We start from the raw sequence: 22,398 nt of genomic DNA on the forward strand, positions 1-22,398 counted from the left end.
CCGCGTCCTCACCCGGCCACGCCGGTCCGCCCCACCATCGCCATCAGCGTCGCGGTCATCGTGGCGACGAGCTTTTCCTCCCCGCCCTTCACGGCATAGGCGCGCGCCTCGCAGATGGTCAGGGTTTTCCCCGGTTTCAGCACGTCGGCGACAAAGCGAAACCGCGCGCCATCCGCCGGGTTGACCAAGTTGATCTTGAATTCCGCCGTCAGCACCGCAGCCTCGGCGGGCATCAGCGAAAACCCGGCATAGCCACACGCACTGTCAAGCGCGGTCGCAACGACCCCAGCGTGCAGGAACCCGTGCTGCTGGGTCAGCGCGTCATCATGCGGCATTTCCAGAACGATATGACCGGGCGTAAGCTCGGCAATGGTGATCCCCATCGTGCGCATCACGTTCTGGCGGTTGAAACTGTCGCGCACACGCGTATCAAAATCGGGGTCTCGCGGCTCGAATTTCGGCATGGTCTGGTTTTGCTCCTCTCGTTATCCGTTGATGATATGTTTTACACGGGTCTTCAGCCGCTCATCTTGTAAGAAATGGCCAAGCGGTTGCCGCGCCGCCTGACCGCGAAGCGCGCCGGGGGACATGTCGGCAAAGGCCCGACAAGCGGATGACATATGCGGTTGGTCGTAAAATCCGGCGTCCAGGGCGAGATCGCTCAACGGAAGGGTCTGGCAGGCAAGTTCGTCAACCAGACGGCGAAAACGCCGGATCGCGGCGAGCCGTCTTCGTGACATGCCGGTCTCTGCCCGGATTCTGCGGCGTCCGGTCCGGTCGCTGAACGCCTGCGGGATCGCCGCGAATGACAGGTCTTCGGCCAATCCATCGAGTGCGGTGACAAGTTCAGGCATCGCGTCATCGCCGACTCTGACCCGTCGCAGGATCGAAGCCAAAGAGTCGAAAGTCTCGGCCGGGGGCATATGCTGCGGTCGCGACGACAGCCGCAGCCCGGCCACGATGCCGCAAAAAGACGCCCGGCGGGGAACGAAGCCGGGGCGGGGTGGCGCGAGCGACACATGCGGGCCGGTATCGCAGGCGTTGAGAACGCTCACCGACAGGTCGAACAGATCGGTTGCGAACAGCCCCCTTCCGCGACGGCTCAGCACGCCAGCGTCGCGGAAAACGTACAGAGTCTCGACCTGTGCTTCCGCGCCCGCAGGCGGCGCGAACTCGAGATAAAACGGCGCCGCCGTCAGGTCACTGGACGAAGGCATCCCGATTCTCGGCGATAAAATCGCGCAGGCGGCGGGCCGGGCGCCCAAGCACGTCGCTGACCGTGGTCTCGATCCCCGCGAGATAGCCCTTTGGGGCGATGGAGGCGAGTTCGACCATGGCTGCGGCGACCTCTTCCTGCATCCCGGCGGCGATCATGGCCGCCTTGGAGTCCTCGACCGACAGGGGCGCGCAGGTGATGGTGCGTCCGGTCACCTCTGACAGCATGGCCGCGATATCTTCGCCGGTCAGGGCCTCGGGGCCGGTCAGGCCATAGGTCTTGCCCTCATGGCCCGGGCCGGTCAGCGCCTCGGCGGCGACATCGGCGATGTCGCGGGCGTCAATCCAGGCCACAGGACCGCCCAGATCGTCGTAATAGACACCGTCTTTGGCGATGGTGTCGGCCTGCCAGAGCAGGTTCTGCATGAAATAGGTCGGCTGCACGAAGGTCCAGTCAAGCCCGCTTTCCTTCAGCAGTTCCTGCGTCTCGGAGTGCCACTTGCCAAAGGTCACCTTGGCCTTGGGCGACGCACCCAGCCCGGTGGCCAGAACGACATGGCGCACGCCCGCGGCCTTGGCGGCCGCGATCGCATTCGCCTTCCAGCGGCGCATGTCCAGATGCGCAGGCGTCACCAGGTAGATCCTCTCGGCCCCGGCACAGGCCCGTTCCAGGGCGGCGGGGTCAGTGAAATTGGCGGTGACCGCCTCGCACCCTTTGGCCTTGAGATTTTCGATCTTGGCGGGATCGCTGGTGACGGCGCGCACTGCCGCCCCCTTGGCCAGAAGGGTATCGACAAGCGGCGCGCCGGTGTTTCCGGTGGCTCCGAAGACAGTGATCATGGCGTTTCCTTTCGCAGGTCTGCAATGGGCTGCATGGTTTCGGGATTGCTGACCGATGACAGATCGCCCGGATCCTCGCCCAGATAGGCCGCGCGGACGATCCGGCGCATCGTCTTCATGCTGCGGGTCTTGGGCAGCGCCTCGACGAAATGGATCTCGCGCGGGCGGAAGGGCTTGGAGACGACCTCGCCCACCCGGTCCTTGAGCCGGTCCACGAGGGCGGCATCGGGCGTCACACCTGGTGCCGCGACACAGATGCAGACCACGGCCACGCCCTTGATATCATCGGGCGCGGCGATGGCGGCGGCGTCCACCACCTCTCCGGTTTCGGTCAGGGCTGCCTCGATCTCGGGCGGGCCGATGCGCTTGCCGGCGATGTTGAGCGTATCGTCCGAGCGGCCGAGGATATACCATGTGCCGTCCGGATCGCGGCGCACCCAGTCGCCGTGCCGCCAGACACCGGGGAAGGTGGACCAGTAGGTTTCAAGATATCTTTCCCGGTCGCCCCAGATCGCCGGGGTCAGGCCCATGGGCGGCTGGCTTACGACCAGTTCGCCCACCTCGCCCGGCGCGGCTTCGCTGCCATCCTCGCGCAGCACTTTCGCGCCCACACCGAGGGCCTCGGCCGAAAACCCGCCGGGCTTGATCTCGTGCAGGACGGTCGAGGTCAGGATGGCCCCGAACAACTCGGTCCCGCCGGAGATGTTCAGCGGCACGGCGTGGCGGCGGCAGATATGGTCGAGATGCCAGAGCCAGGCATCGTCAGTCCAGGGTTCCCCCGTCGCGGCGACGATACGCAGGGGAGAAAGGTCATAGCCGGAAAGCGGCGCGGGATCGTGCGTCATGAACTGGCGCACCAGCGTCGGTGCAATGCCCAGGTGCGTCACCTTCATGTCCGCGGTGATCCGCAACAGCCGGAAGGGGTCGCCGGGCATCGAGGGCGCGCCCTCGGCCAGAACCAGCGTAGCCCCCGAAAGCAGCACCGACAGAAGGGTGAGCGGCCCCATCACCCAGCCCATATCGGTCATCCACAGATGCCGGTCGTCGCGCTTCATGTCGAGGCACAGCAGGAAATCCGCCGTGGCCTTGGCCGGCACACCAAGATGGGTATGCACCACGCCCTTGGGCTTGCCGGTCGTGCCCGAGGTATAGGCGATTAGCAGCGGCGCGTCGGCCTCGACCGGATGGGCGGGGCGTGTCGGATCGGCCTTGCCGACACTCTCCTGCCAGTCCAGATCGCGCGCCGGATCGGCCACTACGCCCCCGAATCGCCGCAGGCTGATGACGGTGTGGACCGCGGGCACCTCGGTCAGCGCCTCGGCCAGCGCGGCCTCCATCCAGACGGGCTTGCCGCGCCGGGGCGTGGCATCCGCCGTCAGAACCGCCACCGCCCCGGCATCCTGGAGGCGGCTGACGATGGCAGGCGGCGCGAAGCCCGAGAACAGCGGCACCGCCACGGCCCCCAGCCGGGCGATACCCAGAAGCGCCGCCGCGATTTCAGGGATCATCGGCATGTAGATGCCCACCCTTTCGCCCGGTTTCACCCCGCGCGCGGCAAGCGCCGATGCCACGCGCGCGGTCTCGGCGGCAAGCTCGGCATAGGTCCAACAGCGGCGGCTTGCATCCTCGCCGACCCAGTCGATCACCATCTTGTCCGCCAACCCCTCCTCGATGCGCGCATCAAGGCATGTCTCTGTCAGGTTCAGAGCGGCGCCAACGGCCCATCGGATCGATTCGGGTCCCTTGAAAATATCGCGAAGCTGTAAGTAGGGGCGGCTGAACCGGATGCCGGCATGGTCGATGATCCGGCGCCAGAACCAGTCCGGCGCGGCGTTGGCGCGGCGGACGAGATCTTCATAGCTGTCCGCGGCACAGTCAGCCAGAAAAGCGGCAAGCGTACTTGAACGCTGAATGTCGGGAGATGGCTGGAACATCCTTGACCTTTCTCTAAGCCAGACAAGGCCGCGCCTGTGGCACGGCCTTACGGCTGTGCCGTATCACATCGCATCGCGACGCGATCACCCGTGCATCGACAAGCCACCTGAAACCGAAATGACCTGGCCTGTGATGAACCCGGCGTCGTCGGATGCCAGAAAACAGATGATTCCCGGATAGTCTGTCGGCTTTGCCAGCCGCTTCATCGGAATGGCCCGCTTGAGACCTTCTGCGATCTTTTCACCGCCCTCACCCTGAGCAATCTGGGCAAAGAGCGGCGTGTCGGTCGGGCCTGGCGCGACAGCGTTCAACTGGACGCCTTTGCGCGCCAGTTCCCGCGCGACCGTTTTGGTGAACGAGATGATCCCGCCCTTGCAGGCCGAGTAAACGGCCTCTCCCGACGAGCCGACGCGGCCGGCGTCCGAGGCGATGTTGATCACGCGGCCGCCACCGTTCTTGACCATGCCCGGCAACACCGCGTGGTGCATATTGAGCGGGCCGTAAAGGTTGATGTCGATAACCTTCTTCCAAAGGGCCTCGTCCGTGTCGAGGAACGGTTTGATCTCGTCCCATCCCGCATTGTTCACCAGCACATCGATCGGGCCTCCGGCCTCGACTGCGGCTACGGCCTTGTCGACCTGGGTGCGGTCGGTGATGTCCACGTTGAATGCTTGCGCCGTTCCCCCCGCTTGCTGGATCAAACGGGTCGTTTCATGCGCTCCCTCGTCGTTCAGGTCAAAAATCGCAACCTCGGCACCTTCTTCACCGAAACGTTCGCAAACCGCGCGTCCGATGCCGCTGCCGCCGCCGGTTATGATCACGCGTTTTCCCCTTAACCCTCTCATATGGAGGTCCTCCTTTTCCGGTATCATCTTGGTAAATATCTTGATTCGAAGCGTCTCATCGTTCATTCTAACAATTGTTAGATTTATTGCAATGGACACTCTTGTGGCAGACAAGTATCGACAGCCAATGGTACGATCGTTTGATGCAATCAAGAATACGGAAGACGATCTGAGCAAATCAGAGAGGACTCGCGGGGAGATTCTTTCTGCGGCGGCTCACCTTTTCCGGCACGAAGGTTTCTATGCGACAACGATGCGCGACATCGCGCAGAAATCTAGAATAGAGGCCGGAAGCATCTATTATCATTTTGAATCAAAAGATAAAATTCTGAGCGAAGTGCTGGATATCGGGGTTCGGGAACTCTACGAAAAGGTCAGCACCATCGTCCGATTGGCAAAGATACCGGACTTTCGCAAGACCTTCGCCATTCTCATCGAAACGCACCTCACCTTTCTCTTGGCTGACAGCGACTTCACCTCGGCCAATATCCGGAACTATCCGATGCTGTCGGATGAGGCCCGCGCCCCACACCGTGAGTTGCGTGCCGCGTATGCAGAGGTATGGAGCAGTTTTCTGAAAGACGCGGAGCGTGCCGGCCACCTGAGAAGCGACATTTCCATAACCGCGATCCGCCAGTTCGTTTTGAGCGCAATGAACTGGACTGTTGAATGGTATGATGTGGATCGATATCCCGTGAGTGTCCTCTCGGACCGTATGAGCAAACTGATACTCGACGGAATGTGTACGCGCCACAAAGCGAACACAGAGGGGCAGAAGACAAGCGCCGCCATTCCCGTCCAAGCAGCTAAATCGATCACCAAGGCCGCAAATACCCGCGCGGAAATCCTGAGGGCGGCAGCATGCGTGCTAAGGGACAATGGCTACAAAGCGACAACGCTAAGACAGATCGCGACAGAAGCTGATATGAAGGCAGGCAGCGTATACTACCATTTCAAATCCAAAGAAGAGATCGTAAACGAGGTTCTGAACGCCGGATTGAGCGATTTGCTATCTGGTGTCAGCGCCGCAGTCGAAGAATTTCATAAGCCATATGACCATCATGCAAGGATCGCGACCGCAATCTGGACACATCTTCATTTTCTCTTCAAGGCAAGCGAATTCACGTCTGCCAACATCAGAAGCTACGGTATGCTACCCAAACATTTCAGGGAGCGACACAGGAAGATTCGACATGAATACGGACGACTCTGGGACAGGATTCTTCGCGAAGCGCAGCAAGACGATGCTATCAGGTCCGATATCAAAATTGTACCCCTGCGTCAGGTTATGTTGGGTGCCCTGAATTGGACGGTGGAGTGGTTCGATCCCAACAAGGCAGAAAAGCAGGGGTATCTTTCACTGCCCGAGTTTTCTGACATGCTCATTAGGCTTCTTCTTGAAGGGATCTGCGACAGGGATAACGCCAGTTGCGCCACGCAAACAGGAATTTAATGATCGCAACTATTGCGATCAGACCAAAAGGAAGTGGTAAAGCCCTTCCGCGACTGGTTTTTCTTGGTCCGTCTGCCACGCCATCACCCTCACGCTCGCGATGCGCTTGCCTTTGCGCGTCACCGTAGCGCGGGCATAGAGCGGGCCTCTCACGCCCGGCCTGAGATAATCGACGGTAAGATTGATCGGCTTGGCAGGGACGTCCGCAAAATCCGGCTGAACAGCGATTGCAGAAGTGGCTTCCATGAAGCTTGCGATTATGCCGCCGTGGTAATGCTCCATGACCGGGTTGCCGATATGGCGTTCTAAAAAGGTCATCTCGGCTTCGGCATGGAGACTGTCCATGCTCTGGACCTCGAAGTTGAGAAATCGGAAGAACGGCACCCGGGAGACATTTGCATTGACGATTTGCAAGGTCATCATGTTCATTTTTCCCTTGTCATGGCGTCAAACAGGCTGGTTTCACCGCGCGTCAAGGCAAACGAGGCGGATCCGCGGGCAATCTCCGCATCCTCATGGCCATCGAACCAGATATTGCCAGAATTGAAGGCGATATGACGAGTCTGACGATAGCAATGGGCACGCACGAAGATATCTGCTCGGGAATGTGCAGGCCGCAGGTAATCGACCCTTAGGTCAAGCGTTGCCATCGTGCTGACACCCTGGATGGCAATAAAGTTTGCGAGTCCGAATACACTGTCGAGAAGGGCCGTCAGGATGCCGCCGTGAAGAAGGGTCTGATCTCTGTCAACGCAGAAATCCGGATTGAACGGCATCCTCACCCGAACGCCTTCGGTCGATACTTCTTCGATCTCAAGCGCCATATGATCAATCAGACCCTTACCGCGCGCATTCCACATCTGTGCGATCTGGTCAATTTTCTCCCGTGTAATGTCACGCATGCGTTGTTTCCCCTAGCGCCCTGTGAAGTTCGGTTTTCGTTTTTCAAGAAACGCCGCGACCGCCTCATGGTGGTCTTCGGTCTGATGCATCAACGCTTGATAGGCCGCCGCGGAATTCAGGAAATCGGGCAGATCCATCCGTTCGGCATTGCGCATCAGGCGCTTGGCGACACGCACTGCGCGCGGCGGCTTCGATGCGATGACGGCCGCGCGTTCGCGGGCGCGGTCCATGAGCCGGTCATGGGCCACGACCTCCAGAACCATACCCAGCTCCAGCGCCTCGGCGGCATCGACCATGCGTCCCGAAAAGGTCAGATCGGCGGCTTTCTGGTGGCCCAGACGGCGCAGCATGAACCAGCTGCCCGCGTCGCCTGGAATGATGCCGAGGTTCAGGAACACCTCGCCGAACCGCGCCTTTTCCGAGGCGACGCGCATGTCACACATCATGGTCAGGTCGCATCCCGCGCCAACCGCCGGGCCGTTGACCGCGGCTATGGTCGGAATGTCTAGATTGTAAAGCGCCAGGGGCAGGCGCTGCACCCCGTCGACATAGCTTTGCGCTGCCGCAAGCGGTTCCTTGCGAAAGACACTTTCGGGGTCGTTCATCTCCTTAATGTCGCCACCGGAGCAAAATGCCGGATCTGCGCCTGTCAGGATCATGACGCTAACATCGGGGTTTGCCTGCACCTGCGCGAATGTGTCCAGAAGGGCGGCGATCATGTCGTTTCCGGTAACCGGATTGCGGCGTTCCGGATCGTTCAGCGTGACCGTGGCGATCCTGTCGGAGATATTCAGAAGAACGGGGGGGTTACTCATTCTTGCCATCTCCTCGTTCGCGCTTCTCGAACATTTCAGGATTTATCATGTCACGGGCATCGTGACCCATGTGCAGGGTTTCCCCGCCACCTATATGGATGTCTTCGTCAGTAATGAAATTCCCCAATCTGGACGCGAGGAAGATGACCGTGCTGGCGATGTCCTCGGCCACGGCCATACGGTTCAGGACCGAGCGGTTGAGTTCCTTCCAACGTTCCGGTGGAATGGGGTAGCGGCCAAGCGCCTCGGTCTTGATTGTTCCCGGCGCGACGCAGTTCAGGCGGATACCGTATTCGCCCCATTCGGCAGCCAGCGTCTTCATCATGCCCGTCACACCGGCGCGGGCGGCGACGGTATGGGTTAAACCAGTGAGCGCGGTGCGCGCTGAAATGGCGGCCACAAAGACGATGGAGCCACCATTGCCACACATGAAATGATCGGCCACACAGCGGGTTATCTGCCACGATCCGATCGGATTATTGCGGATCACCGCTTCGAAGCCCTTGTTGGTGATGTCGCGCGCCGCCGCGATATACTGGCCGCCCGCGTTATTCACCAGGACGTCAAGCTGCCCATATTGGTCCTTTATACGCGCCATCGCGGCCTCTATACTATCTTCTTCGCGGGTGTCGCCGGGCACGACAACGGCCTCGCCACCCGCCGCGCGGATCATCCGGGCGGTCTCTTCCAGTGGCTCCTGACGGAGCGCAAACAGTGCCAGCCTAGCCCCGCAAGAAGCCATTTCCAGCGCCGTGGCACGACCCATGCCCGAGCCGGAGCCGGTAACCAGCGCGACCTGGCCGGCCATAAGGTCTGGCGCAAAGCGCCGCGCTTTTTCTTCGCTCATGTATTTACCCGCCGAACAGAGTGTCAATCGCGTCGACTGAAATCAAACACATGTTAGAAATTAGATCAAGCCAAGCTTTTTTGCGACGGGACGTTGCACCCAAAGCGAAAGGAAGATGCGGGGAAGCTTTGGCAACACGACAACTGCCCGACCTCTGGCGCTCGAACTGAGACGAGAAGTTGGTAAGTGTCTACTTTGATCAAAAGACGGTCGAAATCAGCGGAAAGTGCGGCGACTCAGGCAGCGAGACAAGCCTGCGCATCGTTGATAGTACGCCGAATCAAAAATTAAAGAACGCAAAGCGCGACAAGGCTTAAGTGGGCCATGTCAGGATTGTTCCATGTCAAAAGGCAGAAAAATTCGAAGGCTATATGGCTAGGATGTGATGGCACCTGCGGTCAGGGCAAGGTAGTGCCCCGAGGAGTGGTGTAGGAACTGGCGTCCACCTGCTTCTTCATAGCTGGTGCTGCTCGTTCACTGAGCGGCGATCATCGCCGTCTCACTTTCATCGTGGCACATGGCGGTCAGCTTTTCCACCGGCATGTAGCGGCGGGAGACGGCCCATTCGTCGTTCTGCTCCAGCATCAGCGCGCCGACGAGCCGGATCACGGCTTCACGGTTGGGGAAGATCCCGACAACGTTGGTCCGTCGCTTGATCTCCTTGTTGACGCGCTCCAGCGGGTTGGTGCTGTGCAGCTTCGAGCGCAGGCTCTCATCGAAAGCCATGTAGGCCAGCACGTCATGCTCTGCCTCGTCCATGAGCTCAGCGACATCCCGGAACCGCTCGCGCACGCTGTCGACGACCTCGCGCCAGCGGGCATGGGCCTGGTCGCGGTCCTTCTCGGCGAAGACGGTCTTCACCACGGCGCTGATCACCGGCTTGTTGGTCTTTCCCACACGGGTGAGGAGGTTGCGCTGGAAATGCACGCGACAGCGCTGCCAGCCGGTGCCCAGGACCTTGCGTGGTAAGGAGGATCAGCAAACGGTCCGGGGGACCGTTTGCCCGACGAACGCTTTGAGGCCCTCGTGCGCATCGCTGATGACCAACTGCACGCCACGCAACCCACGACGCGTGAGAGACCGTGAGGCAAGTCGACCCAGAAGGTCTCGGCTTCGGAGGGCATGACAGTGATCCCCAGGATCTCGCGCCGCCCGTCAGTGTTGACCGCGACGGCCACTATCACCGCCATCGAGATGATGCGTCCGCCCTCGCGCAGCTTCACATAAGTGGCGTCGAGCCAGAGGAAGGGCCAGTCGCCCTCGAGGGGCCGGTTCAAGAATGCCTGTACCCTCTCGTCGATCACCTCGCACAGCCGTGAGACCTGGCTCTTGGAGGTGCCCGTCAGTCCCATGGCGCGCACCAGATCGTCGACAGCCCGCGTGGAGATCCCGTGGATATAGGCTTCCTGTATCACGGCCATCAGCGCCTTCTCGGCTGTCCGGCGCGGCTCCAGGAACGTGGGGAAATAGCTGCCCTTGCGCAGCTTGGGGATGTTCAGGCCGATGGTGCCTGCCCGGGTGTCCCATTGCCGCGGTCGGTAGCCGTTGCGATGGTTCTCCCGGTCCGGGCTGCGCTCGCCGTGTCCGGCACCGCAGACAGCAGCCACTTCGATGTCCATCAGACGCTGTGCAGCATCCTGGATCAGCTCGCGCAGAAAATCGGCATCATCGCTCTTGGCGATCACGCTCGGAAGGTCAATCATGGTCTCGGTCATCGTGCTCTCCTTCGTTGTCATCGGTCTTTGAACAACCTCAGACTACGAAGAAGCGCGGTGGCCGCCAGCCCGGCCGCACGCTACGCTACGCCAAAAGGCTCCGCGTGCGGCCTCTTACACCACCCGGTGGGGCACTACCCAGGGCAAACCAAATCACCGCGAAAAACTTGGTTGCACTGTTTCGGCAGCAGGGAGGCTACGATGGCCGCATATGTCTTGACGACTCATCAGGACATCGACACGGCCACGGCTATTTCAGAGACCGCCGGTAAACGTGTCGAGAAGGTTGACAGGGTAGTGCTGGAATGCCTAACGTATGTTAGTTATGTAATTTGCGAAAGAAAAGCCTTGCCGGATACCACGATGAGCGAGACCAGCAAGACCCCGCGCAACGTGGTGGGCCGCGAGGGCGTGCTGAATGTTGCCGCGCGACTCTTCCGCGAACAGGGCTATGGAGCGGTGTCGCTCAGAAAGATCGCCGAGGCCGCAGGGATCAAGGCGGGCAGCATCTACTACCATTTCGGCTCCAAGGATGAGATCGTCGCGGCCGTTCTGGATGCAGGTATTCAAGTCGTTCACGAGAGCATGCGCCACGCCGTTTCCGCGTTGCCCGAGGGCACCGGTGCCGAAGCGATCCTGAGAACCGCAATCGGAGCGCATCTGCGCGCGCTTCTCGATGCAAGCGATTATTCTTCGGCCAATGTGCGCATTTTCGGGCAGGTGCCGCAATCCGTCCGGGATGCCAATCTGCCCACCCGCCGCGCCTATGAGGCCGAATGGGACAACCTGTTGTCCTGGCTTCAGAATACCGGCGCGCTGAAAGCTGGCCTCGACATTCGCCGCCTGCGCCTGATGCTGATTGGCGCGTTGAACGCCACGCTTGAATGGTTCGACCCAGATCGCGGCAGTGCAGATGCGTTGTCGCAAACCTATGCCGATGTGTTCCTCCACGGAATACTCGAAGAACAGGAGACCTGACCCATGGCGCGCCTTGAAACAGCCGTGCTGACCGCATCAGAGATCTACGCACGCAATCACCAGGCGCAAAGCGCGCGGGTCGAGACGCTGCGCGCGCGGATTGCCGAGGCCACCTCGGGCGGACGCCCCGATATGGTGGAACGTCACCGCAAACGCGGCAAGCTCCTTGTGCGCGAGAGGATCGACCTGCTGGTGGATCCGGGCACGGCGTTTCTGGAACTGTCGTCGCTCGCGGCCTACGGGCAATACGGCGGCGAGGTGCCTGGTGCGGGGATCGTGACCGGCATCGGCATCGTTCATGGGCTGCCCTGCATGGTGATCGCCAATGACGCGACGGTGAAGGGCGGATCATTTTACCATGAGACGGTGCAAAAGCACATCCGCGCCCAGGAAATCGCGGCGGAAAACCGGTTGCCCTGCCTTTATCTGGTGGATTGCGGCGGGGCCTATCTGCCCGAGCAGGACCGGGTCTTTCCCGACGCCCGCCATTTCGGCAATTCCTTCTATCGCCAGACCAACATGTCGGCCAGCGGCTTGCCGCAGATCTCGGCCGTGTTCGGCGGCTGCACGGCAGGCGGGGCCTATATTCCCGCGCTGTCGGACGAGGTCATCATGGTGCGCGGCAACGCGCGCATCCATCTGGGCGGCCCCTCGATCGTCAAGGTGGCGATCAACGAAGATGTCGATGGCGAAACGCTGGGCGGAGCCGAGATGCATTCGCGCGTCTCGGGCGTGTCCGACCATCTTGCCGAGGAAGAATACCATGCGCTGGCGCTGATGCGCGACATCGTGGCAGAACTTGGTCCATCGCGCCCGATGCAGCCCAACACAGCCCCCGCGCCGCCCGCGCATGACCCGTCAGAATTGCTCGGCATCATCAGCGCCAACCGCAAGCAGCCCTACGACATGCGCGAGGTTCTGCTGCGCATGATCGACGCGGGCGAGTTCCGCGAATTCAAGCCCGGCTGGGGCGAGACGCTGGTTTGCGGCACCGCGCGGATCCACGGCTATCGGGTCGGTATCCTGGCCAACAACGGCGCGCTGATGTCGGACAGTTCGCTGAAGGGCGCGCAGTTCGTCTCGATGTGCGACCAGCGCAATATCCCGCTCCTGTTCCTGCACAACATCGCGGGTTTCATGGTCGGGACCGAGGCGGAGCGCGGCGGCATCGCCAAGAACAGCGCCAAGCTGGTCTATGCCATGTCCGTCGCCAAGGTGCCGCGCCTGTCTGTCCTGCTTGGCGGATCCTATGGCGCGGGCAATTACGGCATGTGCGGACGCGGATTTGCACCGAGTTTCCTCTTTGCCTGGCCAACGGCGGAGTTGGCCACCATGTCCGCGGACATCGCGAGCAACGTGATGCTGGAATTGCGCCGCCAGAAAGGCGGCGAGCCTGAAAGGATGGCGACCGATCTTGCGCAGATCGAGGCGCAGGTGCGTGCCCAATATGGCGAACAGTCCGATCCGTATTACGCCACTTCGCGGCTTTGGGATGACGGGCTGATCGAACCTGGCCAGACCCGCGACATCCTTGGCCTGTGCCTGGCCATCGTAACATCGGTGCCAGGGGCAGGGCGCCATACACCCGTATTCAGAATGTGAGGCAATGACATGACGACGACGTATGAAACCCTCCTGATCGGGACCGATGCGCGCGGTGTCGCCACCGTAACCCTGAACCGACCCGAGAAACACAACGCCCTGAACGGCACGCTGATTGCGGAACTGCATGATGCGGCGGGGCGGCTGGCATTCGCCGACAATGTGCGCATCGTGGTTTTGACTGGCGTCGGCAAAAGCTTCTGCGCCGGAGGGGATTTCAACTGGTTCGCCTCGAATATAGAAAAGACCCGCGCCGAGCGGGTCGCGCAAAGTGCGACGCTTGCGCAGCTTTTGCACCGGCTCGACACATTGCCCAAACCGCTGATCGGGCGGATCAACGGCCCGGCCTATGGCGGCGGGGTCGGCATGATATCGGTTTGCGACTATACGATCAGCACCGAAGAGGCGCGGTTCGGCCTGACCGAGGTGAAACTGGGCCTGCTGCCCGCGAATATCTCGCCCTATGTGGTCGCCCGCATCGGCAAGGTTCATTCGCGCGAGACCATGCTTTCGGGCGCCCTGTTTGACAGCGCGCGCGCCGAACGGATCGGGCTTCTGACCGAGGTCGTGGCCCCCGACGCGCTGGACGCTGCCGTTGAACGGGTGGTGCATGATCACCTTCAGGCTGCACCCGGTGCCGTGGCCGATACCAAGGCGCTGATCGCCCATGTCGCGGCGCATGACCTGGAAACCAACATGATCTACACCGCCGACCGGCTGGCCGATGCCTGGGAAACCAGCGAAGGGATCGAGGGCATCAACAGCTTTCTTGCCAAAGGCAGCCCGTCATGGCGCGTGAAATGAGCTTTACCCGCGTCCTCATCGCCAACCGGGGCGAGATCGCCCGGCGCATCCAACGCGGGTGCCGCAAGCTGGGGCTGGAAAGCGTGGCGGTGTTCTCCGTAGCCGACCGCGACGCGCCGTTTGTGGCAGAGGCGGATCACGCCATCTGTATTGGCGGGGCCGCGCCATCTGACAGTTATCTGAACATCGAGGCCATCCTCGGGGCCGCGCACGCCACGGGCGCGGGTGCGGTGCATCCCGGCTATGGATTTCTGTCCGAAAACGCCGATTTTGCGGCGGCGGTCGAAGCTGCGGGGCTGGTCTTTATCGGGCCGGAACCCGACGCCATCGCTCAGATGGGGTCCAAGATCGCGGCGAAGGCCGCCGCCGAGGCCGCTGGCGTGCCCGTCCTGCCCGGCTACCGCGGTGCCGATCAGTCCGACGCGCGACTGCTGCAAGAGGCCAAGGCGCTCGGCACGCCGTTCCTGGTCAAGGCCAGCGCGGGCGGCGGCGGGCGCGGCATGCGCCTTGTCACCGATATGGCCGACGCGCCCGAGGCGATCTCCTCTGCCAGGGCCGAGGCGCAGGGCGCATTCGGCGATCCGGCGGTATTCCTGGAACGCTATGCCCCCCGCGCCCGCCATGTCGAGGTGCAGGTGCTGGGCGACACAAACGGCACCGTGCTGCACCTGGGCGACCGCGACTGTTCGCTTCAGCGCAACCACCAGAAGCTGATCGAAGAGGCCCCGGCCCCCGATCTGCCGGACGATCTGCGCGAGGACATGCGCGCCGCCGCCGTGCGGCTTGCGCAGGCGATCGGGTACCGCTCTGCCGGGACGGCGGAATATCTTTATGACCCCGAGCGCGCCGAGTATTACTTTCTTGAGATGAACACCCGCCTTCAGGTCGAACATCCCGTGACCGAGGCGATCACCGGGATTGATCTGGTGGAATGGCAATTGCGCATCGCGCGGGACGAGGCGCTTGGCTTTGCGCAATCCGATCTGCGCTTCGACGGCCACGCCATCGAGATGCGCATCGCCGCCGAAAACCCGGCTGAAAACTACCGCCCCGAAACCGGCACGATCACGCTTTGGGCACCGCCTTCGGGCGTGCGGCTGGATACTGGCGTCAGGGAAGGTTCAGTTGTCGGCCATCACTACGATTCCATGCTGGCCAAGCTGATCATCCATGCGCCGGACCGGGCACAGGCGATCCGTGACAGCGTGGCCGCGATCGACGGCTTTGCAGTGGGCGGGGTGGGGCTGAACCTGGCGTTTCAGCGCGCCTTGCTGATTCATCCCGATTTTGCCGCGATCCGGCATCACACCGCCGGGCTTGGCGAGATGTTTGTGAACGGCTGGACACCCCCCGAACCCGATGCGCAAAGCCGCGCGCTGGCAGCGCTGGCCCTGCATTTGCATCTGGCGCCAAAGACCGGCAACACCCCGTGGCAAACGCTGGGCGCATGGCGCCTGACCGCGCCTGCGGGTCGACCGGGTGCGGCATATTATTGGGCCTTGGGCGATGACGATCCGACCCGCGTGGCGGGCGATGCAACGAAGCTGGCAGTGATATTGCCCGACGGCGCCCATTTGGCGATTGCAGCGCCCGACCTGGCCGCCAATCGCCTAACCGGGCGCATCGACAGTATCCCCTTTGCCCGCACCGCGCATCTGCGCCGCGCCAAAGATCACTGGCAGGTGCATCTGTCCGCGCCCGACGGCATGGCCACCTTCGGGTTTGAAACGCTGGCAGACCGCCACCTGCAACGCGCCTCGGAACAGGCCGGGGGGGCAGACACCCTGCGTGCGCCGATGCCCGGTGCCGTGGTCGAGCTGCGCGTCGCGCCCGGCGACCGGGTGGCGGCCGGCGACACGCTGGTGGTGCTTGAGGCGATGAAACTGCTGCAAAGCCTGACCGCCCCCGTTTCGGGCATCGTAGCTGAAATCTACTGCGCTGTCGGCGATACGGTCGCCGGGCAGACCCCCCTTGTAAAACTAGATCCGGAGGAAACCCGATGACCAGACAAGACCCCATCGACGCGGCCACAGGCCCGTTCAACGAAGATCTGGAGATGATCCGCGCGCAGTTGCGCCGGTTCATCGAAACCGAGGTGACGGCAAAGGCCGACGCCTGGGAACAGGACGGCATGGTGCCGCGCGACGTGCTGCGCCGGATGGGCGATCTGGGCGTGCTGGGCATGCGCTATGATCCGCAGTATGGCGGCGCGGGGCTGGATGTGATGTCGAGCGTGATGCTCGCCGAAGAGGTGGGGCGTTCCACCTTCGGCGGCTTTTCGGCCACGGTTCTGGTGCATACCGACATGGCCTCGCCGCATCTGGAAAACGCGGGCTCGCCCGAACAGAAGGCGCGCTGGATGCCTTTGATCACCTCGGGCGATAAGATCGCCGCCGTGGCCGTGACCGAACCGGGCGCCGGTTCCGATGTCGCCGGGATGCGCACCCGCGCGGTGCAGGACGGTTCGGACTGGGTGCTGAACGGTACCAAGATGTTCATCACCAACGGGGTGCATGGCGACATCTATTTCGTTGGCGCGAAAACCGACCCCGACGCCAAGGGATCGCGCGGGATCACCATGTTCGCGGTCGAAAAGGGCACGCCGGGGTTCTCGGTCGGCAGGGCCTTGAACAAGACCGGCTGGCTGTGCTCGGACACCGCCGAGTTGATTTTCGAGGATGTGCGCATCCCGGCCGAAAACGTGCTGGGTGAGGTCAACCGGGGCTTTTATTCGGTGATGAAGAACTTCCAGAACGAGCGGATCGTGCTGGGTGCAATGGCCTGCGCCGAAGCGCAATCCGCACTGGAAATGACTGTGGATTACGTTAAGCAGCGCAAGGCTTTCGGTGGTGTGCTGTGGGACAAGCAGGCAGTGCGCCAGCGGTTGGCCGATTGCCAGACCCGGATCGAGGCGGGACGCCAGCTTACCTATCACGCTGCGTCACTAGATGCCGCGGGCCGCGATTGCGTCAAAGAAGTATCGATGGTCAAGGCCTATTGTGGCGAGCTGGTGAACAGCGTGCTTTACGACTGTGTCCAGTTCCATGGCGGTATGGGCTATATGCGGGAAACACCCGTGGAACGCATGTCGCGCGATGCCCGTGTCCAGGCCATCGGCGGCGGTGCCACCGAGGTCATGCTCGAAGAGGTCGCCAAGCGGATGTGACCTCACCATTACAAAAACCATATCAACGACCAGCTGACACAAGGACTAACGACATGAATTTGGAATCCACTCAACGCCAACCGATCGCAAGTCTGTCCCGAGAGTTCGCAACTATACTCATCGGCACCATTCTTCTGACACTCTCCGCGAAAATCGTGGTGCCTTTCTACCCGGTTCCGATGTCGACCCAATCCCTAGCAGTCCTGGGCCTTGGACTTTTTCTGGGTCCGGTTCGCGGTGGTCTTGTTGTAGCAATCTACCTTCTGGAAGGCGCGCTTGGCCTTCCGGTTTTCGCTGGCACGCCTCCCGCGCCGGCCGGATTGGTCTATATTGCCGGCCCCACAGGCGGATACTTGATTGGGTTCGCATTCGCAGCGGCTGCCGCCGGATGGATGATTCAAAAGTTGAGAGGGTTTCAGCCTGCATTCCGAGCAACTGTCGCTGTACTTTTCGGTTCTGCACTTATGTATTGCGCAGGGCTGTTATGGTTGGGCGGCTTTGTCGGCTATGGAGAAAAATTGCTGAACGTCGGGCTTTACCCGTTCCTGCTTGGAGATATGGCCAAGGCGGCAATTGCCGTGGTGCTGTATACAGGGTTCCACAATCGGGGCCGTGTTTGAACGCTGGGCTTCGTTGCTTTGTTCCAGTGCCGGGTTTGACCGACGCTGGACGCCCGCCTGAGGATTCCGAATCTATGCAAGAGCAAGAGGCGGAGCTGCATGATCCGGATTGTTCGCAGTCAATACATGGTCGTAAAGAATGACAAGAAACAACATGTTTTACGCTGAGCCTGACCCTCCTCGTGCGCAGGGCGTAGAGGTGGCCGAGGGAATCCTAAGGATCGTTGCGAACAATCCCGGGAAGATGACCTATCACGGGACGAATAGCTATATCATTGATACTCCTGACGGTCGGTTCATTATCGACCCCGGTCCAGCAGAAGACAGTGCACATTTCGAAGCAATCGTCGAGAATTTGGGAGCCAACCCAGCCGGAATTCTCCTGACACATCACCATTCCGATCATTTCGGGGCCGTGCCGGCATTGCGCGAACGCACAGGTTTGCCGGTTTATGTTTCGCGGGCATTTCCTGACGATGCGTTTGAACCTGACGGGTTCTTGGAAGACGGACAGGTGGTCGCTGGTCTCACTGTCCTGCACACACCTGGTCATGCGAGCGATCACCTCTGCTTCGCGAGGCCGGATGGAGTGCTTTTCACGGGCGACCACGTGATGAGTTGGAACAGTTCGATCGTCAGCCCCCCTGACGGCAACATGCGCGATTACTGCGCCCAGCTTCAGCGGCTCATTGAGCGCGACGATAAGATCTGCCTGCCGGGGCACGGACCCGAACTCCGCGACCTGAGACCTTACGCCCAACGGTTGCTCGCCAATCGAATGCGTCGGGAGGCAGAAATTCTCGCGCACCTCTCGAATACCTCCGATTCGCTCCAGAATATTGCCACTTCGGTCTACAGGAAGTCCGACCCGCATATTGCATTGGCCGCCGAACGGAACGTTGCGGCGCATCTGGAGAAGCTTCTTTCAGAATCGCGGGTGATTCAGGACGAAGGGATTTGGAAAGCCACTTAACATAACTATCATTATGCGACTTTACTCTTGGCCGACTGCTATCTCATGGAAGCACTCAGCAAGGAAGGTTCCTAGAAGCGACATAATGGCTGGTGCGAAGCCCGGGTCTCCCGGGCGGTTGCTCCCTGACTGGGGAGACAACAATATGCTCGTCATCAGCCGCAGCGTGCTCAAGCAGCGTGATTTCAAGATCATCGTCGGCCTTGCCGATATGAGCTGCACGACCGCCAACATCCCGCTGGTCGAGGGTGCCAGAAAGCGGCACGCAGCATCCATTGCGGCGTCTACCCCGAAATCCGTTTGAGTTCGGCAGCGCGGGGATCATAGCGATAGCTCGTTATTGTGCCATCCCTGATCTTTTCAACAGCGTCGTTGATGACGAAGAGGGGTACGAGGAACCATTCTCGTGGGACCACAGGCCTTCCAAAGCGATCCATGATTTCGATCTCGAGCCGTGCGGGTTCGAAAATGCGATGGATCAGGTTCTCCAGTTTTGTTCGGTTGATGTTGTAGAGTTCATAAGTCGCAACCACCTCGACGTTTGCCATCAGAAACGTCGGCTGCAAGTGCGCGCCAGCAATCCGCTTATCAACGCTCATATTGGTGACGCCGATCTTATGCACGAGTTCCCGGTTTGCCGTGACGAGTGGATGATCGGATTTGCTGCGAAGAACATAAATGATCCCGCTCGCCTCATCACCGTCGAGTGTCTGATCGGAAAAAAGTGGCCCTGCCGAAGGATCGGTGATCCGCCGTCCGGCGTCGTCCTTGTTCAACGCGCGCTGAAGCGAGCGCATCAGCATGTTGCTCTCGGTCCCGTTGTCGAAAATCACCCGCAGACGCGCATCCGTGCGACCTTGCTCGTTGGTGATGGTCTCGCCCTTGTCGGCGACATAGGCCTTTTGACCGCTGACAATGAAGAAGCGTCCCTTCTCGATCTCGGCTTTCATCTCGAACGGGCGAGTTTCGCGCAAGCCGCTATCCAGTTCTTTCTGGACCTGCTCGAACAAGGGTTTGAACGTCGCGAAATCCTTGCATTTCTCGCGGTTTGCGACTTCATCGGCGGCCTTTTTCTCGGCTGTTGACCGGACATGCTTCAATTCCGTGAGGGGTGATTTAGCAACTTCCACGCCCAGTTCGGCGAGGAGGGCATCGTCATCGAGGTCATCGGAGTCTGATGCTGAGGGCGCAGGGGTGTTTGCTAGGAGACCCTGCTCGTCGAGTGGGGCAAGGAGGTCGCGGCATTCCTGCAAGTCGCGGATCCGATCAAGACGCACGGCGTAGAGGCGTTCAAAGATATCACGATCCTCCCCGTGCTGGGGAGGCCGGCCATGCTCATCTGCAAATCGCAAGATTTCCTCAAAACCAGCGATAATGCGTTCTTCGCGTGGTGTGCGGCTGAGCTGCTTCTTGACCTCGACCTCGACGCCAAGCTCAGCAAGGAGGGCGTCGTCTTCGTCGGTGAAACCCTTAGCCATTGGTAGCCTCCTGCTTCATGCGCGCGAGATAGGCGACGCCTTCGGCCATTTTCTTCTCCCACGGATCAGGCGATGTGATGGAAGGCAGACGGCCCTGCTCCTGCTTGAACTTGACGGCGCGTTTCGCCAGATCTCGCGCCTCGTCCGGTGACAGTTGCACCTTTTTCGCCGAGATGACGGCCTGAACCTGCCGAAGGCTTTCCTCGCTCATCGTCTTTGCCAGAATCGAGTAGGCTTCGCCGAACGGATTGATGCGATCAATCAGATCGATGTCGAGTTCGCGCACGTCCATTGCGAATTTGCGCACCCCGTCGATCAAGGCGGTATTGCCGGTTGTTTCTGTGTCATCGCGGTTCGACAGCGCGATCTCTTTCGCCTTTTGGGTCAGGTTCAGCGCAGCAACTGCGTGTTGGCGCACCGCTTCCTGATCCTCTGCATCTAGCTCTGGGAACCTGGCACCGACAATCTTGCCCATGCGAACCTGCGTCAGTTCCTCCGGCACCAGCTCTTCGTCGAAGAGGCCCCGTTCGATCGTAGTCTTGTCCTGAACGAAAGCTGTGATCACCTCATTGAGGTCCTCTTGGCAGATGCGCTTGGCTTCCTTGCTCTTGGGTTCGACCAGGCCTTTGATTTCGATCTGGAACTGTCCGCTGGCCTCGCTGAAGCCAACGTTCTCCTTGTTGGGGTCATAGCCGCCCTCGCCGTAATCGAACCCTTCGACAGGGCCACTTTTCACGGTCTTGGGTGTGAAGTTGAAACGTGGGGCCAGCACCTGCTCCATCAGCAGGCTTGCAGCGATCGCCTTCAGTGTATCGTTGACTGCCTCGGTCACGGCTTCGGCCGCGGCGTCGGGCTCCGCGATAAGGTTGGTGAACCGCGCTCGGGTCTTGCCCTCGGCATCGCGGGTGGCGCGGCCGATGATCTGCACGATCTCCGTCAGGCTGGCGCGATAACCCACCGTCAGGGCGTGTTCGCACCAGATCCAATCGAACCCTTCTTTCGCCATACCCAGGGCGATGATGATGTCGACATGATCGCGGTTGTTCTTCTGCGTGGAGTCTTTCAGCGCGGCGGAAACCTTGTCACGCTTGGATGGCTCGTCGTCCACCAGATCGGCGATGCGTAAGACTCGCTCGTCGGGCGTCTTGACCAGCTGAAAGCCCGTGATGGGATCCGCTCCCTGCCAATCGCCCAGGGCGTCAATGATATGCTCGACCTCGCGATGCTTGTCCTTGGTGCTTTCGCGCGAGTTCACGTTCGGGATGTGAAGGATCGTCTTCTCGGTCGGATCCAAAACCTTGAGGATGTCGTCCGCATAGGACCCGGAATAGAAGAAATACCCGATGTCGAGCGTCTTGAGGTATTTGTAACCATTCAACTGCTGATAGTAGGTATAGGTGAAGGTATCGAACTTTGCCTCATCTTCGGGCGACAGAACGGCTTCGGCATCGCCGCGGAAATAGGACCCGGTCATCGCAACCAGATGCACCTTGTCGCGCGCGACCAGTGCGCCCAGATGCGTGCCCAGCTTGTTATCAGGGTTGGCAGAGACGTGGTGAAACTCGTCTACCGCGATGAGCCGATCATCAAACGCTTCAATCCCGAACTTGTCCACGGCGAACCGAAAGGTCGCGTGGGTGCAGACCAGAATCTTGTCGTCGCTCGCCAGGAACTTGCCGACAGCGCCGACCTTGCCGTCATCCCCGCCGGGAGCGTTGCACAGGTTCCATCGCGGTTGAACCGTCCAGTCTGCCCAGAAGCCGTACTTACTCAGCGGCTCGTCGTTGAAGCTGGACCCGATGGATTTTTCTGGCACCACGACGATGGCCTGACGCAGGCCTTGATTGTGTAGCTTGTCGAGTGCGATGAACATGAGCGCGCGGCTCTTGCCAGATGCCGGCGGCGACTTGATCAGCAGGTATTGCTCGCCCCTCTTCTCATAGGCACCCTCTTGCATTTCGCGCATGCCAAGCTCGTTCGATTTGGTCGAGCTTCCATTGGCCGCGTAATTGACAGAGACGGAAGGAACCTGCTGTGTCATGATGTTTTCCTTCTGAGAGGCGCGGAATCATTCGCTTTGGGGCAGGCAATCAAAACCCGATCAAGTAACGATACCGCACCCTGCCTATCGTAACAGTATGATTTATATGTCTTTTCCAATTTACGCCCTCTAGCCCACATACGCACAATCAAAACCCGATCAAATGTT

At 60.7% G+C, this 22,398-nt stretch carries 20 protein-coding genes and 1 pseudogene; 9 read left to right on the forward strand and 12 right to left on the reverse strand.

Annotation, left to right across the window (positions count from 1 at the left end):
• Nucleotides 1–8 precede the first annotated feature (8 nt).
• From ACSSV8_RS14890 to ACSSV8_RS14910, 5 genes are all read right to left on the reverse strand, one after another.
• Complete coding sequence (locus ACSSV8_RS14890) at nt 9–464, reverse strand: PaaI family thioesterase (protein ID WP_151975940.1); 456 nt, start codon at nt 462–464, stop codon at nt 9–11.
• Nucleotides 465–485: 21 nt separating this feature from the next.
• Nucleotides 486–1,217: a helix-turn-helix domain-containing protein gene (locus ACSSV8_RS14895; protein ID WP_151976021.1), complete on the reverse strand. Its 732-nt coding sequence runs from the start codon at nt 1,215–1,217 to the stop codon at nt 486–488.
• Nucleotides 1,201–2,055, reverse strand: a complete 855-nt coding sequence (locus tag ACSSV8_RS14900) for an SDR family oxidoreductase (protein ID WP_009819978.1) — start codon at nt 2,053–2,055, stop codon at nt 1,201–1,203. Before ACSSV8_RS14900 ends, ACSSV8_RS14895 begins: the two co-directional genes overlap by 17 nt.
• The gene (locus tag ACSSV8_RS14905; protein ID WP_151975941.1) at nt 2,052–3,989 is read right to left on the reverse strand and encodes an AMP-binding protein; all 1,938 of its coding nucleotides are present in this window, start codon (nt 3,987–3,989) and stop codon (nt 2,052–2,054) included. Before ACSSV8_RS14905 ends, ACSSV8_RS14900 begins: the two co-directional genes overlap by 4 nt.
• A gap of 84 nt (nt 3,990–4,073) precedes the next feature.
• The gene (locus tag ACSSV8_RS14910; RefSeq protein ID WP_009819976.1) at nt 4,074–4,901 is read right to left on the reverse strand and encodes a glucose 1-dehydrogenase; all 828 of its coding nucleotides are present in this window, start codon (nt 4,899–4,901) and stop codon (nt 4,074–4,076) included.
• A 37-nt stretch (nt 4,902–4,938) separates the two neighbouring features.
• Here ACSSV8_RS14910 and ACSSV8_RS14915 point away from each other — a divergent pair, with 37 nt between their 5' ends.
• Nucleotides 4,939–6,288 carry a TetR/AcrR family transcriptional regulator gene (locus ACSSV8_RS14915; protein ID WP_454282973.1) on the forward strand — a complete coding sequence of 450 codons (1,350 nt, stop codon included), beginning with the start codon at nt 4,939–4,941 and terminating at the stop codon, nt 6,286–6,288.
• 18 nt (nt 6,289–6,306) lie between these two features.
• On the opposite strand, the gene ACSSV8_RS14920 is transcribed toward ACSSV8_RS14915, so the two are convergent.
• From ACSSV8_RS14920 to ACSSV8_RS14940, 5 genes and pseudogenes are all read right to left on the reverse strand, one after another.
• Nucleotides 6,307–6,717 carry a PaaI family thioesterase gene (locus tag ACSSV8_RS14920; protein ID WP_009819974.1) on the reverse strand — a complete coding sequence of 137 codons (411 nt, stop codon included), beginning with the start codon at nt 6,715–6,717 and terminating at the stop codon, nt 6,307–6,309.
• Complete coding sequence (locus tag ACSSV8_RS14925; protein ID WP_009819973.1) at nt 6,714–7,190, reverse strand: PaaI family thioesterase; 477 nt, start codon at nt 7,188–7,190, stop codon at nt 6,714–6,716. The genes ACSSV8_RS14920 and ACSSV8_RS14925 overlap by 4 nt, the downstream gene beginning before the upstream one ends.
• Before the next feature lie 12 nt (nt 7,191–7,202).
• Entirely contained in the window at nt 7,203–8,006 is an 804-nt protein-coding gene (locus ACSSV8_RS14930; RefSeq protein ID WP_454282974.1) for an enoyl-CoA hydratase-related protein, read from the reverse strand.
• Nucleotides 7,999–8,853: an SDR family NAD(P)-dependent oxidoreductase gene (locus ACSSV8_RS14935; protein ID WP_454282975.1), complete on the reverse strand. Its 855-nt coding sequence runs from the start codon at nt 8,851–8,853 to the stop codon at nt 7,999–8,001. Before ACSSV8_RS14935 ends, ACSSV8_RS14930 begins: the two co-directional genes overlap by 8 nt.
• Nucleotides 8,854–9,327: 474 nt before the next feature.
• Nucleotides 9,328–10,568, reverse strand: a pseudogene (locus tag ACSSV8_RS14940) (IS256 family transposase).
• 201 nt (nt 10,569–10,769) lie between these two features.
• Here ACSSV8_RS14940 and ACSSV8_RS14945 point away from each other — a divergent pair.
• From ACSSV8_RS14945 to ACSSV8_RS14980, 8 genes are all read left to right on the forward strand, one after another.
• Nucleotides 10,770–11,546: a TetR/AcrR family transcriptional regulator gene (locus tag ACSSV8_RS14945; protein WP_454282976.1), complete on the forward strand. Its 777-nt coding sequence runs from the start codon at nt 10,770–10,772 to the stop codon at nt 11,544–11,546.
• Between the two features lie 3 nt (nt 11,547–11,549).
• On the forward strand, nt 11,550–13,148 hold the full coding sequence (locus ACSSV8_RS14950; RefSeq protein WP_454282977.1) for an acyl-CoA carboxylase subunit beta: 1,599 nt from the start codon (nt 11,550–11,552) through the stop codon (nt 13,146–13,148).
• Between the two features lie 9 nt (nt 13,149–13,157).
• Nucleotides 13,158–13,952 carry a crotonase/enoyl-CoA hydratase family protein gene (locus tag ACSSV8_RS14955; protein WP_300551283.1) on the forward strand — a complete coding sequence of 265 codons (795 nt, stop codon included), beginning with the start codon at nt 13,158–13,160 and terminating at the stop codon, nt 13,950–13,952.
• Nucleotides 13,937–15,955, forward strand: a complete 2,019-nt coding sequence (locus ACSSV8_RS14960; RefSeq protein ID WP_454282978.1) for an acetyl/propionyl/methylcrotonyl-CoA carboxylase subunit alpha — start codon at nt 13,937–13,939, stop codon at nt 15,953–15,955. Before ACSSV8_RS14955 ends, ACSSV8_RS14960 begins: the two co-directional genes overlap by 16 nt.
• A complete protein-coding gene (locus ACSSV8_RS14965) occupies nt 15,952–17,118 on the forward strand; it encodes an acyl-CoA dehydrogenase family protein (RefSeq protein ID WP_300551287.1) in 1,167 nt (388 codons plus the stop codon). The genes ACSSV8_RS14960 and ACSSV8_RS14965 overlap by 4 nt, the downstream gene beginning before the upstream one ends.
• A gap of 53 nt (nt 17,119–17,171) precedes the next feature.
• Entirely contained in the window at nt 17,172–17,738 is a 567-nt protein-coding gene (locus ACSSV8_RS14970; RefSeq protein WP_300551288.1) for a biotin transporter BioY, read from the forward strand.
• Between the two features lie 199 nt (nt 17,739–17,937).
• Nucleotides 17,938–18,711, forward strand: coding sequence for an MBL fold metallo-hydrolase (locus ACSSV8_RS14975; protein WP_254656511.1), 774 nt, complete (start codon nt 17,938–17,940; stop codon nt 18,709–18,711).
• Nucleotides 18,712–18,856: 145 nt separating this feature from the next.
• The gene (locus ACSSV8_RS14980) at nt 18,857–19,015 is read left to right on the forward strand and encodes a hypothetical protein (RefSeq protein WP_454282979.1); all 159 of its coding nucleotides are present in this window, start codon (nt 18,857–18,859) and stop codon (nt 19,013–19,015) included.
• On the opposite strand, the gene ACSSV8_RS14985 is transcribed toward ACSSV8_RS14980, so the two are convergent.
• Complete coding sequence (locus tag ACSSV8_RS14985; protein WP_159965073.1) at nt 18,996–20,189, reverse strand: GIY-YIG nuclease family protein; 1,194 nt, start codon at nt 20,187–20,189, stop codon at nt 18,996–18,998. The genes ACSSV8_RS14980 and ACSSV8_RS14985 overlap by 20 nt on opposite strands.
• Complete coding sequence (locus tag ACSSV8_RS14990; protein ID WP_454282980.1) at nt 20,182–22,230, reverse strand: pseudomurein-binding repeat-containing protein; 2,049 nt, start codon at nt 22,228–22,230, stop codon at nt 20,182–20,184. Before ACSSV8_RS14990 ends, ACSSV8_RS14985 begins: the two co-directional genes overlap by 8 nt.
• Between the last annotated feature and the right edge of the window lie 168 nt (nt 22,231–22,398).

The organism is Roseovarius sp. MBR-79 (assembly GCF_053628555.1).

Excerpts from the sequence above, each read along its gene's own strand:
- ACSSV8_RS14890 (WP_151975940.1), bottom strand. The coding sequence starts at position 464 with ATGCCGAAATTCGAGCCGCGAGACCCCGATTTTGATACGCGTGTGCGC.
- ACSSV8_RS14895 (WP_151976021.1), bottom strand. The coding sequence starts at position 1,217 with ATGCCTTCGTCCAGTGACCTGACGGCGGCGCCGTTTTATCTCGAGTTC.
- ACSSV8_RS14900 (WP_009819978.1), bottom strand. The coding sequence starts at position 2,055 with ATGATCACTGTCTTCGGAGCCACCGGAAACACCGGCGCGCCGCTTGTC.
- ACSSV8_RS14905 (WP_151975941.1), bottom strand. The coding sequence starts at position 3,989 with ATGTTCCAGCCATCTCCCGACATTCAGCGTTCAAGTACGCTTGCCGCT.
- ACSSV8_RS14910 (WP_009819976.1), bottom strand. The coding sequence starts at position 4,901 with ATGAACGATGAGACGCTTCGAATCAAGATATTTACCAAGATGATACCG.
- ACSSV8_RS14920 (WP_009819974.1), bottom strand. The coding sequence starts at position 6,717 with ATGAACATGATGACCTTGCAAATCGTCAATGCAAATGTCTCCCGGGTG.
- ACSSV8_RS14925 (WP_009819973.1), bottom strand. The coding sequence starts at position 7,190 with ATGCGTGACATTACACGGGAGAAAATTGACCAGATCGCACAGATGTGG.
- ACSSV8_RS14930 (WP_454282974.1), bottom strand. The coding sequence starts at position 8,006 with ATGAGTAACCCCCCCGTTCTTCTGAATATCTCCGACAGGATCGCCACG.
- ACSSV8_RS14935 (WP_454282975.1), bottom strand. The coding sequence starts at position 8,853 with ATGAGCGAAGAAAAAGCGCGGCGCTTTGCGCCAGACCTTATGGCCGGC.
- ACSSV8_RS14945 (WP_454282976.1), top strand. The coding sequence starts at position 10,770 with ATGGCCGCATATGTCTTGACGACTCATCAGGACATCGACACGGCCACG.
- ACSSV8_RS14950 (WP_454282977.1), top strand. The coding sequence starts at position 11,550 with ATGGCGCGCCTTGAAACAGCCGTGCTGACCGCATCAGAGATCTACGCA.
- ACSSV8_RS14955 (WP_300551283.1), top strand. The coding sequence starts at position 13,158 with ATGACGACGACGTATGAAACCCTCCTGATCGGGACCGATGCGCGCGGT.
- ACSSV8_RS14960 (WP_454282978.1), top strand. The coding sequence starts at position 13,937 with ATGGCGCGTGAAATGAGCTTTACCCGCGTCCTCATCGCCAACCGGGGC.
- ACSSV8_RS14965 (WP_300551287.1), top strand. The coding sequence starts at position 15,952 with ATGACCAGACAAGACCCCATCGACGCGGCCACAGGCCCGTTCAACGAA.
- ACSSV8_RS14970 (WP_300551288.1), top strand. The coding sequence starts at position 17,172 with ATGAATTTGGAATCCACTCAACGCCAACCGATCGCAAGTCTGTCCCGA.
- ACSSV8_RS14980 (WP_454282979.1), top strand. The coding sequence starts at position 18,857 with ATGCTCGTCATCAGCCGCAGCGTGCTCAAGCAGCGTGATTTCAAGATC.
- ACSSV8_RS14985 (WP_159965073.1), bottom strand. The coding sequence starts at position 20,189 with ATGGCTAAGGGTTTCACCGACGAAGACGACGCCCTCCTTGCTGAGCTT.
- ACSSV8_RS14990 (WP_454282980.1), bottom strand. The coding sequence starts at position 22,230 with ATGACACAGCAGGTTCCTTCCGTCTCTGTCAATTACGCGGCCAATGGA.